The following is a 13,692-nucleotide window of genomic DNA, read 5'->3' on the forward strand; positions in this document are numbered from 1 at the left end:
TTATTTCAACTTACTTAGTTTAGGTAAATTTGACAAACTTCTGTAATGCTAAAACTGCATAATTTCAGCCCAAAAGCGTTTCGCTTCCAAGTTTTAACAACAGATAAAAAAATCCGACCCACATCTGCGGAATGTGGGCTATATAGCATCGGAAACTGCTGTATGTTGCACCATTCTCAGAAACAGGCAAGATGCCTGTTCCACAGAAGATTAATTCTCAAAAACAGACAAGATGCCTGTTCCACAGAAGATTAATTCTCTTGTGGAACAGGCATCTTGCCTGTTCATAAAGACTACATAATCTTAGGCACTTTAAAAAACTCCCCATCGCGATCGGGAGCTCCCTGCAAAATACTTTCTCCGTTAGCAAAAGGTTGCAAATCGTCCGATCGCATTACATTACTAACATCGATCGCCCGCGTTGTCGGCTCCACATTACTCGTATCCAGTTCGCTCAACTGCTCAAAATAATCCAAAATACCGTTCAGTTGACTGGTAAACTGCTCTTCTTCTTGAGGCGTTAATTCTAATCGAGCTAAATTCGCTACTTTCCGAACTTCTTCTCTGTCAATCATAAAAATCTGTAATTGGGAATTGGGAATTGGGCATGGGGAATTGGGCATGGGGAATTGGGCATAGGGAATTGGTTATTTGTTATTTGTTATTTGTTATTAGAGAAACGACTAACTACTAACTATGCTCCATGCCCCATGCCCCATGCCCTATGCCCCATTCCCATCATAGTTAGAAATACACATCAATCTGCGCTCTACCTGTCGTCTTCAGCCAATTTTGCACCTCAATGTAATTGTTCGGGGCCAAGCGAATAGCCTCCTTCCAATAATCCGCCGCTTTATCAAACAGCCCTTCCGCCGCTTCAAGATTGCCAGCTTCCTTTTCTTTTTCCCCTTGATAGTGGTAAATCACAGCAATATTATTCAGCGCCTGCGGCATTCTCGGATTGAGCTCCAGGGCTTCGCTGTAATATTCCAAACCTTTATCGTGTTCGCCGTTGCTAGTATGGATCAGCCCTATATTGTACAAGACATAACTGCGATCGTAAGGATCTTCCTCCAGCTTCAGCGCTTCATGATAATTTTCCAGCGCTTCAGCATATTCGCCATCTGCTTGAGCTGACATACCATCCCGGTAATAAGCAAAAGCTTCCTTCGCCTGCTTTTTGGCCGGCATAATCTTCAGGATGATATCAGCCATTACCGTGAAACTTTTGTCAATAAAGTTATCGTTGCGTTGAGTTCTTGGCATATGCGATTCTTTGGTTAGTGGCTAATCAGAAAAATTAGCCTGTAAAGTTTTCCTATTAATAATTGCGCAACTGTTTCAGTTGGCAGTTGTGTTGAGGGCGCTAACAAGTCTAGTCGATCGCAAGTGCGAACCTTAAAACACGCCCTTGGGTTTAACAGCCGCGCAAGCTCTATCTATTTTAGATAACTCTTGCAAGACTTGCAAAAAAACTAGATTTCTTTAACCTATCTCTCGCACTCTACACAAAACTTAAAAACAACCGCCCAGAAAGGAAAAGTTCTGCTGTAGGGTGCACGGGCTATCCTCTTGTGCAAGCAACGCTTACGGGCGATCGCGCAGCGTACCCTACTAACTGTACCCACAATCCCCCGCCGTTGTCGCTTTTGGCAAACAAGCAAAAGCAAATGCCGAGGAGAAATTCAATCACAAAGTTTTATTAAGCTATGCGAGTTTAGCCAACACTTAAAAGTTATTCGGCAAAACACTAGCAATATTTTGCCCCAAAGTCAAGGGCCGCCTCAAAAACAATCAGAAACCCGATCGCCAAAACCAGCTCGAATTCCCGCAATATATAATAAAAATAACCGGGTAATTTTCACAGAGAGAAACCTATGGCTCCGAATCCCACCATTATGCAAGCCGTCGAACAACTTGGCTACCGCGTTACGGTTGGAGACGTGGCGGCAAAAGCTGGATTAGATGTCAATTTTGCCGAGCGAGAACTGTTAACCCTCGCCTCCGAAGCAGGCGGCAACCTGCAAGTAGCAGAATCCGGCGACATTGCCTACCTATTTCCCAAAAACTTTCGAGATATTTTGCGAAACAAATTCTTGCGCTTGCAGTTGCAGGAATGGTGGCAAAAAATCTGGCGGATTCTATTTTACCTGATTCGGATATCTTTTGGCATAGTGCTGGTAGCTTCTATCCTCTTAATTTTTGTTGCTATCACGATTTTACTCTCCAGCAGCGATAGCAATAACGGGGGAGGAGGAGGAGAAGGTGGCGGCGGGGGCGACAGAGGCGGCGGCTTTTTCTTTTTTCCCTACTTCTGGAACGACTTACTCTGGATATTTTACTGGAACCATGACGAACCATACTACCAGCAGCGATCGCGCTTAACTGGCCAAAAGCCCCAGATGAGTTTTCTGGAAGCAGTTTTCTCCTTTATCTTTGGAGACGGCAACCCAAATCACAATCTAGAAGAGCGCAAATGGAGCGATATTGCCACTGCAATTCGCAACAACCGAGGCGCCGTCGTCGCCGAACAAATTGCCCCATATCTCGAAAATCTCGGACAGGGATACGCCCGAGAATACGAAGAATATATGCTACCGGCTCTCGCTCGTTTTGACGGCCGCCCCGAAGTCAGTCCCCAAGGGCAAATAGTCTACCATTTTCCGCAATTGCAAACCACAGCCACCGAGAGAAATTCTGAACCAGTAGCAGCTTATTTGCGAGAAATGCTGTGGCGTTTCAGCAACGCCAGTTCCGGACAAATCATGCTCGCAGCAGGGTTAGGAGCCCTCAATCTTGTCGGTGCATTAGTTTTGGGGAATCTATTAAGCCATAGTGCGATCGCCGGTGGATTTATCGGTTTCGTCAGTGCTATTTATCCAATGATCCTGATTTACGGCGTCGGATTTCTGGCAATTCCTTTAATTCGCTACTTCTGGATTCAGTGGAAAAATAGCCGGATAGAAGCCCGCAATCAAGAGCGTCAGCAGCGAGCAATATTATTAAACGAACCCGATGCCAACTTGCTCCAAAAACTGGCCTACGCCCGGGAATTTGCAGCCGAAAACGTTCTGACTGGAGAAGACTTAGCTTATACAACAGAAACCGAATTAACCCAACAAGAACTAGAACAGTCTGCAAAAATAGATGCGGAATGGCAGCGCAGGATCGATCGCTCGGAAAACTTGTAATACTAATGACAAAAAACAGTTGTTTGTTGTTAAGTTAGGTTGAACTAAAATCTTGCACCCTTTTCAATAATAGGCATGAGGCCTGTTCCACAATAAAATATCTTTGTTGGGGAACGGGCTTTTAGCCCGTTGCTAAGAATGGTGGAAAATGTCAATCTTTATTGATGTCATAATTTTTTATAATCCTACTTTTTTTTTAACAACCTTAGGGCGTTTAAAAATCAAAGCATTTTGGTCATACTTCGAGTCGTGATCCATCGCCACAAGTTCCCATCCCTCCTCCCCCAAATGATTGACAAATAGATGCAACGAGCCTTGTTTCCAATCTCGCAGTTCTTCACCGTTTACATATAAACTAATCAGCTTGTTGCCAAAAGGATACATATTCGCATCCACAAATAGATACTCCCACTTTTTCATAGCAATCCTTAAGGTAGTTAGTCATGAGTCATGAGTCATGAGTCATTAGTCATTAGTCATTAGTCATTAGTCATTAGTCATTCCCAATTCCCAATTCCCAATTCCCCCTTCCCAATTGCCTGTATCCACGACACGGAAGTCACGGATACAGGAATAGCTGTTTTTTCCTTCTTCCTTCCGCCTTCTTCCTTCTTCCTTCTTCCTTCTTCCTGACATCCGTTACATCCGTTACCGAACTTCCCTCTTCCTTCTTCCTGACATCCGTTACATCCGTTACATCCGTTACAGAATCCGTTGCCGAACTTCCTTCCCCATTTGCAGCAGTTACTGCACTGCAATTCTAGCCAAAGTAGCACCCCGGTAATAGTGCAACAAAATCTGCTGGTAGCCGTATCCCTGCCTGGCCAAATTGTAGGCCCCCCACTGACTCATTCCTACAGCGTGACCGAAACCTTTGCCAGCAACTTGAAAACCGATAGGAGCTTGGCCACCGTTCCTGCCGTTCCCACCGCCCGCGTACTGAGGAATCACAGTAAAGCGGGTACTCCTCAAATTTAGAACCCGGCGTAAATCGGCGCCAGTCATGACCCTAGAACCGCCATCTCCGACTACTTTCATCTTCAAAACGCTGCCGTAAGCCGTAGTCCGTTCTGGCTTCATCGAGATCACATTCCCCACGCCAGAAATCTTGTTGCTAATTTGAGCCCGGGAAAAATTTTCTTTCCATTGGTAAACCGGCGCCCCTTGGTCGAAGTCAGGAACAGCACGCAGGTAAGGCAGGGGTTCGGCCCAAACATCCTCGACATTTTCAGTATGTCCCCCAGAGGCAGAGTGGAAAACGGCTAAAATAATCTGACCGTTGTAAGCCAGAACTTGACCGGCGGTTGCATCGACTGCGGCATAAGTGCCAGAAGATTCTGTTTGCAATCCTTTGTAAACCTGCGAAGACTGAGTATTGTCCACGTCGTAAAGGTCGGTTTGGCTTTTGAGGCGCTGGTGGATAGCGTAGGAACGGGCGGCGACTGCTTGGGCTTTCAAAGCCTCTTGAGGCCAATTGCCACTCATTTCGGCGCCGAGAACGCTGTAGAGATACTGTTCGATATCGACGTAGTTGACGGCAGTCAAGCCTCCTCTTTGAGGAACTAGAAGCGTGCGTCCCCGATACCAACGATCGCCAATCCAAACATAACCGTTCCCGGTCGGCTCGATCCAAACTTGGTTGGCTGCCCAGCGACCTAGAGCCACTTTTCCCGATCGAAATTGAGCCGACTGAGAACTGTTTGCCGACAGTTCGCCCAAATTGCGCCCGCTGCCGTCGCGGATTGCAGCCTTAGTAGAACTGCCGACTTTTACCTGACTTGCCCCGTCTTGTACCGCTACTCGCAAGATCAGCGCGGCCTGGGCTGGGGCTACCATTACCAGCCAAAACAACAACGAAATCCAAAAGTAGCGTTTTTTTAATGTCGAAAGAACGGAAGCAAAAAATACTCCTGACTGCATTTGAAAATTTTCCTTTTATGTTGTATGAGTTTGACAAGTTTTAAGGGGAAGCTGGGGTTCGGGAAAAAGGAAGAGGAACGAAAGAAAGAAAACGTTAGAATTGGGTTTGGCACTCTGTACCCTTGTCGAAAATGATTTTAGCAACTAGATGTTCGCAGGAACAGCGATTTATCCCGGTTCCTGGCTGCGACTATTTCCTGTAGGTCGGATTAGCCGCACTCTGGATATATGTAACATATTTTTAAAGACTTAATTGAGGTGATTTGACTCTTGCAGATTACATTTCTCGGAACTAGCTCTGGTGTCCCCACGCGATCGCGCAACGTTTCCAGCATTGCCCTCCGCTTGCCCCAGCGAGCGGAACTCTGGCTGTTTGACTGCGGCGAAGGAACTCAGCACCAGTTTCTCCGCAGCGACCTAAAAGTCAGCCAACTAAGCCGCATTTTCATCACTCACCTGCACGGGGACCACATTTTCGGCTTAATGGGTTTGCTGGCTAGCTGCGGTTTGGCGGGGAATGTCAAGCGCATCGATCTTTACGGGCCTCCGGGACTTGAAGAATATTTGCAAGCTGGCGTTCGCTATTCTCAAACTCATTTTTCTTACCCGGTGAAGGTGCACAAAAGTCACGAGGGTGTCATCTATGAAGATGACGAATATATTGTTAGCTGCGGCCTTTTGAAGCACCGAGTTACTGCTTTTGGTTATCGAGTAACTGAGAAAGACCGTCCGGGACATTTTGATGTAGAAAAAGCTCAGGCTGCGGGTATTCCTTCGGGGCCGCTTTACGGTCAATTAAAACAAGGAAAGACGGTAAAGTTATCGGACGGGCGACTGTTTAAAGGTTCGGATTTTTGCGGCCCGGATCAAATCGGGCGCAAGTTTGTGTATTGTACTGACACGGTTTTTTGTGACGGGGCGGTGGAATTGGCGAAGGAGGCTGATTTGTTGGTGCATGAAGCTACTTTTGCTCATCAAGATGCTCAAATGGCTTTCGATCGCCTGCATTCAACTTCGACTATGGCGGCTCAAGTGGCTGCGATCGCTGGGGCGAAACAGCTAATTATGACGCATTTTAGCCCGCGTTACGCTCCGGGGAATGCGATCGTCCTGGATGATTTGCTCAAGGAAGCGCAGGCAATTTTTCCGAATACGAAAATGGCCTATGACTTTTTGACTTACGAAGTACCCAGACCTGTTTAAAACTAGGGTTTATCTGACTTGAGATGTGACAGCATTTTCAATGATGGCGATCGGGGCGGGCTAGGAGGGCCCGTTCAAAACTTACGCATTGGCTGTGCTGTTTTGGAGTGGTTGAAATCTCAAGGTCATGATAAAATGCAAAAACTAATTCTATGGTGTTTTATGTCAAATCTTGAATTATTAGCCCAACTTCGGCAATTGTCTCGTGCCCAAAAGTTTCAAATGATGCTGTTTTTAATAGCAGAAATGGCGAAAGAAGAAGGAATTGTAATGGGTAATGAATCGGCTGAAATTATATATTCAGTGCATACTTCTAATAGTGCAGCAGAGCAATTGACGCAGTTACTAGAAATAGAGCAGAAACAAACTCAAAATGTTTAATAGTAGGCGATATCCTTTTCAACCTAAACGAGATGAAATTGGTGTTTTAGCTGATGTTCCGTATCTGCCTTTAACACTAACTTATCAAAATCGTTCTGTTGAAGTTATGGGTTTACAGGATACAGGAGCTAGTGTAAATGTTTTGCCCTATAATGTTGGGGTGCAGTTAGGGGCAATTTGGGAAGAGCAAAGATTTTCTGTTACTTTAGCGGGGAATTTAGCGAGTGCTGAAACGAAAGGGTTATTAGTCTTGGCAAAAGTAGGGGACTTTGATCCAGTTCAGTTAGTTTTCGCATGGACTAGGGTGAATAATATTCCGATTCTTTTAGGGCGAACTAATTTTTTTACTGAGTTTGATGTTTGTTTTTATGGGTCACAATTAGCGTTTGAAGTGTGCCCTAAATTGAGGGATGGTTGAGATTATCAATCTTTTAAAATGCTGCGTTGCAGCCCGGTATAGACACTGGAAAATCATGATGTTTTTAGATTCGATATTGACAGGCCACAAAAAATGCAGTAAATTATGAAAGAAGATATAAAATCATCACAATAATTAGAGAAATGAAAAACGAGTTGATCGCTGGAATCGCTGCACTTGGTGGTTCGTCATTGGGGGGTTCAATTACAATTGCCACCGTACCTATAGCCACTACTTCAACAGTGCCTGCTGCTGGTGTCGCAGGTTGGTTGGGCTTGACAACGACAGCAACAACTATTGTGGCTGCTCCCGTGACTCTCCCAGTTGCAGGAATTGTGGCAGCAGGGGCACTTTTAACCTACGGAGGTTATCAAGCTTATAAGTTCGTCAATAAATAAAAATCAGTAACCGTTTTGTTGAGTACAGGACTTACGCATCTATTAGACCTCTTGCAAAAATAATTAGGACGGGCAAGATGCCCATCCCACAAGATTTATTTTTTCTTGTGGGATGGGCATCTTGCCCGTCCCATCAATTGATGAAAAGGATTTTTGCAAGAGGTATAATGTCTGTCATTTTGCTCCCGACCCGGAGTTTACCATTGAACGGAGTGAAGGGTTCTGCAAGTAAACTCCGCGAAGAATCGAGCGAGATTCTTCGGTTGGCTCAGAATGACAGAATTACAATGACTTCCCGTGGCTCTAAAATCTCCTCATCCGCCTGCGGGCTATACACCTAATCCACAAACTGCCCGCATAACGCCCTTACTCAATAGTTTGTGGAAATGATTTGCTTAATCAGCAAGGGACAAGAGAAGCCAATTATTCAATCGAAAATCTAAAATCGAAAATCCAAAATCGGTCGATCGACCGCAGCCACGGCCGAGGAGAGCCAATGGTTGCTACAATCGGGGAGGGTATATGTTGTGGCTAACACTACAGCCCGTAACCCTGAAAGCTAATAGCTAAATTATTAAAAATCTGCCTCTCCTGCCATGTTTAAAAATCTGCTAGGCGACCCCAACGCGCGCAAACTGAGAAAATTTCAGCCTTGGGTAGCTGATATCAATATCTTGGAACAAGAATTCCGCGCACTCTCAGACGACGACCTCAGAGGCAAAACGGCGGAGTTTAAAGAACGTCTGGCAAAAGCTAAATCTCTCAACGAAGAGAAAGAGCTCCTAGACGAAATCTTGCCCGAGGCTTTTGCAGTGGTGCGGGAAGCAGGACAACGGGTTTTAGGAATGCGCCACTTTGATGTCCAACTCCTCGGGGGCATTATCCTGCACAAAGGCCAAATTGCCGAAATGAAAACCGGTGAAGGCAAAACTCTCGTGGCCACGCTGCCGGCTTACCTCAACGCCCTCAACGGTAAAGGCGTACACATCATCACCGTCAACGATTATCTCGCCAGACGCGACGCGGAATGGATGGGACAGGTGCACCGCTTCCTGGGATTGACTGTGGGACTGATTCAGCAGGGCATGGATCAGGTCGAACGAAAGAAAAATTATAGCTGCGATATTACCTACGCCACTAACAGCGAAGTCGGCTTCGACTATTTGCGCGACAACATGGCTACTGTCATGGAAGATGTCGTGCAGCGCCCTTTCAATTTCTGCGTGATTGACGAAGTTGACTCGGTGCTGATTGATGAAGCCAGAACGCCTCTGATTATTTCCGGCCAAGTGGAACGGCCCAGCGAGAAGTACATCCGGGCGGCTGAGGTGGCTGCGGCTCTGATCAAGGAAAATGAAGAACATTACGAGGTTGACGAAAAGGCTCGGAATGTGCTATTGACCGATGAAGGCTTTGGTGAAGCTGAGCGGTTGTTGGGTGTTACGGATTTGTACGACCCGGCTGACCCTTGGGCGCATTACATTTTTAATGCGATTAAGGCCAAGGAATTGTTTATTAAGGATATTAACTATATCGTCACTCCCGATCGCGAAGTCGTGATTGTGGATGAGTTTACCGGCCGGGTGATGCCGGGACGGCGCTGGAGTGACGGTTTGCACCAGGCGATCGAAGCGAAGGAACGGGCGGAAATTCAGCCGGAAACTCAGACGCTGGCGACAATTACTTATCAGAATTTCTTTTTGCTTTATCCGAAGCTGTCGGGCATGACTGGGACGGCAAAGACTGAAGAGACGGAGTTTGAGAAGATTTACAATCTGGAAGTGACGCTGATTCCCACTAACCGCATTACCAGCCGCACAGACCTTTCCGATATGGTTTACAAGGCGGAGGCTGGGAAGTGGAATGCCATCTCCCAAGAATGCGCGGAAATGCACGATATGGGTCGGCCGGTGCTGGTGGGCACTACAAGCGTGGAAAAGTCGGAGTTGCTGTCGCGGCTGCTGCAGGAGAGGAAAATTCCTCACAATTTGCTTAATGCTAAACCGGAAAATGTGGAGCGGGAATCAGAAATTATCGCTCAAGCCGGACGCAAAGGCGCTGTGACGATCGCTACAAACATGGCGGGACGCGGTACTGATATTATTTTGGGCGGTAATTCTGAGTACATGGCGCGCCTCAAGTTGCGGGAGTATTTTATGCCCCGGATCGTGCAACCCGAGGATGACGACGGGTTTTCGGTGGTGCAAGTGCCGGGTATTGGTGGCCGCCCCGCACCTCAAGGTTTTGCTCCCACGAAAAAGGTAAAGTCTTGGAAAGCTTCGGCGCAGATTTTCCCGACGGAACTATCGAACAATGCCAAACAAATGCTCGTGGCGGCGGTGGAATTGGCGGTGAAGGAGTACGGCGCGCGATCGCTCACGGAATTGCAAGCCGATGATATCGTGGCCATAGCTTCGGAAAAAGCGCCGACAAAAGACCCGGTAATTCAAAAATTGCGGGAAGCTTACAATTTAACTCGCAAGGAGTACGATGCTTTTACCAGCACCGAACACGATGAAGTGGTGCAGTTGGGAGGCTTGCACGTCATCGGTACCGAACGCCACGAATCGCGCCGGATCGACAATCAGTTGCGCGGCCGGGCGGGACGCCAAGGAGACCCTGGTTCTACGCGATTTTTCTTGAGTTTGGAAGACAATTTGCTCAGGATTTTCGGCGGCGAACGGGTGGCCGGTTTGATGAAGGCTTTCGGTGTTGAGGAAGATATGCCGATCGAATCTGGAATGCTGACTCGTTCCCTCGAAGGCGCTCAGAAAAAAGTCGAAACTTACTATTACGATATCCGCAAGCAGGTATTTGAATACGACGAAGTGATGAACAATCAGCGTCGAGCAATCTATGCGGAACGTCGCCGAGTATTGGAAGGTTTGGACTCCAAGGAACAGGTAATTAGATATGCCGAACAGACGATGGATGACATCGTGGGAGCATACATCAATCCCGATTTACCTTCGGAAGAATGGGAACTCGACAAACTTGTGAGCAAGGTGAAGGAATTTGTTTATCTGCTGGCTGACATGACACCGGATCAGCTAGAAGATTTGTCCGTTGAGGAAATTAAAACATTCCTGCACGAACAAGTCCGCAATGCTTACGACATTAAAGAAGCGGAAGTTAATGCAATCCGATCCGAATTGATGCGAGATGCGGAACGGTTCTTTATTTTGCAGCAAATTGATACTTTGTGGCGGGAACACTTGCAACAAATGGATGCTTTGCGCGAGTCTGTAGGGCTGCGCGGTTACGGTCAGAAAGATCCGCTGATCGAGTACAAAACTGAAGGTTACGAGCTGTTTTTGGACATGATGACGGATATCCGCCGCAATGTGGTTTATTCGCTGTTCCAGTTCCAGCCGCAGCCGGCCATGCAAGTTTCGCCAGAGATGGTTTGAAGATAGTTAACAGTTAACAGTTGACTGTTGACTGTTGACTGTTGACTGTTGACTGTTGCTTCCAGGCTCTTCCTGGAAGTTGATTTTACACCACCCATGTCATGGAAGAAGAATAAAAGAAGACCAAATACAGATATTCGCATTGAAATATTGTATAACCTGGAATTATGCCAACTATTTTACGAATAGGCCCTTACCGACTTTACTTTTACAGCCATGAACCAAATGAACCACCTCATGTTCATATTGACAGAGACAAATCATCGGTTAAATTTTGGTTGGAGCCAGTCAGTTTAGGAAACAACCTTGGTTTTAGTGCTAAAGAACTTCGTAAAATACAGTCGGTAGTACAAGAAAATAAACAAACGCTATTGGAGGCTTGGTATGGGTATTTTGGCGATTCGAGCGGACGAGAGAGTTAAACACATTCATTTTACAGAAGAAACCATTAGTGTTGATTTGATGGATGGACGAATCATTACCGTGCCTTTAATTTGGTATCCAAGATTGTTTCATGCAACGCCCGATCAAAGGGAAAAATGGGAAGTATGTGGAGGAGGCTATGGCATTCACTGGGAAGAAATTGATGAAGACCTCAGTACAGAAGGAATGCTGCGAGGTGCACCGGCTCCGAGGCCTAAAATTACTCATTAATTTCGATCGCTATAGCGGTTCTCAAGCGTGGTGAGGTATGCCCTATGCCCGTGGGTCCTCTGCCCTATGCTTTAAGCCAGGTACTACCTCATGTTACTGAGAAAGGCTATAATTCACTTCTAAGCTTTCGTAATATAGCCTTTCTCACGTAAGAGATAAAGGAGGTATTTAAGGTAGATTTGAGATTAAAGCCAATCTTCTTGATCGCTTTTTTGTTTCCTGTAAACTTCACCTTTAGTGTGAATTTTACGGGTTTGTTTGTAAAGAGTTTCTTCGGTATAATTCCATTGTTGCAGGACTTTTTGTAAGTCGGATTGAATATCTCTAGCGCCGGGAAAGCCTCGGTAGCGAATTATTAATCTTGCTAATTCTGATAAATGGTAGTCGGTTGCTTCTGAGGCTAATAAAGTATCGACACTGGCTCGATCGCGCTTGTATTGCGGATGCTGCTGATCTTGAGTTTTTTCTACTGAATCCATACTATTTATATTTCCCAATCATCTGAAAATGTTGCTACAAGCAACCGCCACCCCAAAGCGCGGACATAAATAACGGGACTTACGTATGGGGGCCCAGAAACCGGGTTTTTTTACGAAAATACACAGGTTGCAGCCCGCATATTAGGTAAAAAACCCGGTTTCTTTGTCGGAGTGCGTAAGTCCTGAATAACCTAATGAATAGAGTATTAAATCCGCGCTTCATAAACGGTTTAATTCGGGTATCATAACAGTTAACAGTCATTAGTCATTAGTCAGTAGTCATTAGTCAACAGTCAACAGTCAACAGTCAACAGTCAACTGTTCAGTCATCCCCAGAAATTTTTGTGTTTGTTCAGTAATACCAAATAGCCGATCGCCCTGACAAAAGATTTCCCAGGCGCGAATTCCCATAAAACCAATACCTGCAACCGCCAAGGGCATCGCTGCGGCACCTAAAAGCGCCGCAATGGGGGGAAATATCATGCACAGTGTTAACAGAATGCCAGTAACAACACCGCCAGCAATGCCAGCTTTGGCGGTGGCAGTGGCGACTTCTTCCACTAACTCTGACTGAGTAATTTTGCCTTCCACGCACAATAGCGAGTTTTCTAAGATAGAAAATATTAACTCAATTACTGCAGCGGCGATCGCCCCTTTCATTGCAGCCCCCACGATTTCCGCAACTGCTGCTTTAAACGCTGCATCCGCTAAAACTTGCTTAGCGACTGCTAATTCTGCCGCAGTCATGTCTTTACCACCGCGATCACGATTCACCCAAAAATATTCAAAAATCCCGTTAGCAGCTTCGCTTCCGCCTCCATTAACGTGCGCTTGGATGTGACTCCAATCTTTATCTTGGCAGAAGTTGCGAATTGCTTCTGGGCCTTGGGCGCGAATTTGGGCGGGTATATATTCAAATACTTTTGCTGCTTCTTGCACATTTCGGATTCCATCACGCACCCCAGCCCTAGCAAATTTGAATTGCAGACTTGTTGGCAGGTTCTCAAAACGGATGTTATGTGCTATTTTAAAAGCTTCTTGAGTGGCGATCGCCCCGGCACTAACCATTGAACTTGGCGCTGATTGTACCCACGCCGTTAATACAGTTGCACTTTCCTCAACTTTAGCAGCGATTTCGTTGGCTAAGTTTTGGGTATCTGCAACACTTTCTCGTACTTTAGCCGTTAGCAATTCGAGCGGATTCTGGTTAATTTCCATGTTGATCCAGCTTGCATCGTTAATGATTGAATTATTCCGACTATAACATTCCTCTCCAACTAAGTCTTATTTTTTACTTAATTGCTTCTAACTCCGGCTGTAAATCTAGAGCTTTTTTTTGATAAAATAAAGCTTCATTGATTCGCCCTTGCTGTTCCAAAATTTTGCCTAAATTCCAATAAGCTGCGGCTAAATCCGGTTGAATAGCAATAGCTTTGTGATAGTACATTATGGCATCATCGAGCCGCCCTTGTTTGTAAAACATACTGCCAAAATTAACATAGGGCTTGCTGAATAAGCCTAAAACCCTTACCTCAAAAGACTTTGACTCGCGTTCGGCGTTGACAATGTGTAAGACTATGAGCTAAAATTAGTCAAAAGCCATGCACAGCAGCACTTTCGTTCATGTACCGAAAAGTT

Annotated in this window: 16 protein-coding genes; 8 read left to right on the top strand and 8 right to left on the bottom strand. The window is 45.9% G+C overall.

The genetic code is table 11. The features are described from left to right. Positions 1-293 precede the first annotated feature (293 nt). The gene (gene gatC, locus ACUVJL_RS30870) at positions 294-575 is read right to left on the bottom strand and encodes an Asp-tRNA(Asn)/Glu-tRNA(Gln) amidotransferase subunit GatC (protein WP_445249318.1); all 282 of its coding nucleotides are present in this window, start codon (positions 573-575) and stop codon (positions 294-296) included. A gap of 169 nt (positions 576-744) precedes the next feature. Continuing rightward, positions 745-1,266 (bottom strand): photosystem I assembly protein Ycf3, encoded by a 522-nt coding sequence (locus ACUVJL_RS30875; RefSeq protein ID WP_445249319.1) that lies wholly within the window; start codon positions 1,264-1,266, stop codon positions 745-747. Positions 1,267-1,877: 611 nt separating this feature from the next. On the opposite strand from ACUVJL_RS30875, the gene ACUVJL_RS30880 reads away from it, so the two are divergent. After that, a complete protein-coding gene (locus ACUVJL_RS30880; protein WP_445249320.1) occupies positions 1,878-3,191 on the top strand; it encodes a hypothetical protein in 1,314 nt (437 codons plus the stop codon). Positions 3,192-3,368: 177 nt separating this feature from the next. Here ACUVJL_RS30880 and ACUVJL_RS30885 read toward each other — a convergent pair whose 3' ends face one another. The 3 genes from ACUVJL_RS30885 to ACUVJL_RS30895 all read right to left on the bottom strand — a co-directional run bounded on the left by ACUVJL_RS30885 (position 3,369) and on the right by ACUVJL_RS30895 (position 5,111). After that, positions 3,369-3,611, bottom strand: coding sequence for a hypothetical protein (locus ACUVJL_RS30885; RefSeq protein ID WP_445249321.1), 243 nt, complete (start codon positions 3,609-3,611; stop codon positions 3,369-3,371). 77 nt (positions 3,612-3,688) lie between these two features. Then, a complete protein-coding gene (locus ACUVJL_RS30890; RefSeq protein WP_445249322.1) occupies positions 3,689-3,967 on the bottom strand; it encodes a hypothetical protein in 279 nt (92 codons plus the stop codon). Beyond that, the gene (locus ACUVJL_RS30895) at positions 3,936-5,111 is read right to left on the bottom strand and encodes a SpoIID/LytB domain-containing protein (RefSeq protein ID WP_445249323.1); all 1,176 of its coding nucleotides are present in this window, start codon (positions 5,109-5,111) and stop codon (positions 3,936-3,938) included. Before ACUVJL_RS30895 ends, ACUVJL_RS30890 begins: the two co-directional genes overlap by 32 nt. Positions 5,112-5,381: 270 nt before the next feature. Between ACUVJL_RS30895 and ACUVJL_RS30900 the strand changes: the two genes are divergently transcribed. From ACUVJL_RS30900 to ACUVJL_RS30930, 7 genes are all read left to right on the top strand, one after another. Further along, positions 5,382-6,314 carry a ribonuclease Z gene (locus ACUVJL_RS30900; protein ID WP_445249324.1) on the top strand — a complete coding sequence of 311 codons (933 nt, stop codon included), beginning with the start codon at positions 5,382-5,384 and terminating at the stop codon, positions 6,312-6,314. Between the two features lie 18 nt (positions 6,315-6,332). Further along, on the top strand, positions 6,333-6,695 hold the full coding sequence (locus tag ACUVJL_RS30905) for a hypothetical protein (protein ID WP_445249325.1): 363 nt from the start codon (positions 6,333-6,335) through the stop codon (positions 6,693-6,695). Continuing rightward, complete coding sequence (locus ACUVJL_RS30910) at positions 6,688-7,113, top strand: retroviral-like aspartic protease (RefSeq protein WP_445249326.1); 426 nt, start codon at positions 6,688-6,690, stop codon at positions 7,111-7,113. The genes ACUVJL_RS30905 and ACUVJL_RS30910 overlap by 8 nt, the downstream gene beginning before the upstream one ends. Positions 7,114-7,256: 143 nt before the next feature. Further along, the gene (locus ACUVJL_RS30915; protein WP_445249327.1) at positions 7,257-7,511 is read left to right on the top strand and encodes a hypothetical protein; all 255 of its coding nucleotides are present in this window, start codon (positions 7,257-7,259) and stop codon (positions 7,509-7,511) included. A gap of 596 nt (positions 7,512-8,107) precedes the next feature. Next, the gene (secA, locus tag ACUVJL_RS30920; protein WP_445249328.1) at positions 8,108-10,921 is read left to right on the top strand and encodes a preprotein translocase subunit SecA; all 2,814 of its coding nucleotides are present in this window, start codon (positions 8,108-8,110) and stop codon (positions 10,919-10,921) included. 167 nt (positions 10,922-11,088) lie between these two features. Beyond that, the gene (locus ACUVJL_RS30925; RefSeq protein ID WP_333288196.1) at positions 11,089-11,343 is read left to right on the top strand and encodes a DUF4160 domain-containing protein; all 255 of its coding nucleotides are present in this window, start codon (positions 11,089-11,091) and stop codon (positions 11,341-11,343) included. Beyond that, positions 11,306-11,575, top strand: a complete 270-nt coding sequence (locus ACUVJL_RS30930; protein ID WP_333108088.1) for a DUF2442 domain-containing protein — start codon at positions 11,306-11,308, stop codon at positions 11,573-11,575. Before ACUVJL_RS30925 ends, ACUVJL_RS30930 begins: the two co-directional genes overlap by 38 nt. A gap of 185 nt (positions 11,576-11,760) precedes the next feature. On the opposite strand, the gene ACUVJL_RS30935 is transcribed toward ACUVJL_RS30930, so the two are convergent. From ACUVJL_RS30935 to ACUVJL_RS30945, 3 genes are all read right to left on the bottom strand, one after another. Beyond that, a complete protein-coding gene (locus ACUVJL_RS30935) occupies positions 11,761-12,054 on the bottom strand; it encodes a DUF3288 family protein (RefSeq protein WP_445249329.1) in 294 nt (97 codons plus the stop codon). Positions 12,055-12,354: 300 nt separating this feature from the next. After that, entirely contained in the window at positions 12,355-13,272 is a 918-nt protein-coding gene (locus ACUVJL_RS30940) for a hypothetical protein (protein ID WP_445249330.1), read from the bottom strand. Positions 13,273-13,345: 73 nt separating this feature from the next. Beyond that, positions 13,346-13,633 carry a tetratricopeptide repeat protein gene (locus tag ACUVJL_RS30945; protein WP_445249331.1) on the bottom strand — a complete coding sequence of 96 codons (288 nt, stop codon included), beginning with the start codon at positions 13,631-13,633 and terminating at the stop codon, positions 13,346-13,348. Positions 13,634-13,692: the final 59 nt, after the last annotated feature.

It is taken from the genome of Microcoleus sp. OTE_8_concoct_300, from assembly GCF_031383065.1.
Classification (GTDB): Bacteria; Cyanobacteriota; Cyanobacteriia; order Cyanobacteriales; family Microcoleaceae; genus Microcoleus.

Bases quoted from the DNA above. Each gene is read 5' to 3' on its own strand.
- gatC (WP_445249318.1), bottom strand. From the start codon at position 575: ATGATTGACAGAGAAGAAGTTCGGAAAGTAGCGAATTTAGCTCGATTA.
- ACUVJL_RS30875 (WP_445249319.1), bottom strand. From the start codon at position 1,266: ATGCCAAGAACTCAACGCAACGATAACTTTATTGACAAAAGTTTCACG.
- ACUVJL_RS30880 (WP_445249320.1), top strand. From the start codon at position 1,878: ATGGCTCCGAATCCCACCATTATGCAAGCCGTCGAACAACTTGGCTAC.
- ACUVJL_RS30885 (WP_445249321.1), bottom strand. From the start codon at position 3,611: ATGAAAAAGTGGGAGTATCTATTTGTGGATGCGAATATGTATCCTTTT.
- ACUVJL_RS30895 (WP_445249323.1), bottom strand. From the start codon at position 5,111: ATGCAGTCAGGAGTATTTTTTGCTTCCGTTCTTTCGACATTAAAAAAA.
- ACUVJL_RS30910 (WP_445249326.1), top strand. From the start codon at position 6,688: ATGTTTAATAGTAGGCGATATCCTTTTCAACCTAAACGAGATGAAATT.
- ACUVJL_RS30915 (WP_445249327.1), top strand. From the start codon at position 7,257: ATGAAAAACGAGTTGATCGCTGGAATCGCTGCACTTGGTGGTTCGTCA.
- secA (WP_445249328.1), top strand. From the start codon at position 8,108: ATGTTTAAAAATCTGCTAGGCGACCCCAACGCGCGCAAACTGAGAAAA.
- ACUVJL_RS30925 (WP_333288196.1), top strand. From the start codon at position 11,089: ATGCCAACTATTTTACGAATAGGCCCTTACCGACTTTACTTTTACAGC.
- ACUVJL_RS30930 (WP_333108088.1), top strand. From the start codon at position 11,306: ATGGGTATTTTGGCGATTCGAGCGGACGAGAGAGTTAAACACATTCAT.
- ACUVJL_RS30935 (WP_445249329.1), bottom strand. From the start codon at position 12,054: ATGGATTCAGTAGAAAAAACTCAAGATCAGCAGCATCCGCAATACAAG.
- ACUVJL_RS30940 (WP_445249330.1), bottom strand. From the start codon at position 13,272: ATGGAAATTAACCAGAATCCGCTCGAATTGCTAACGGCTAAAGTACGA.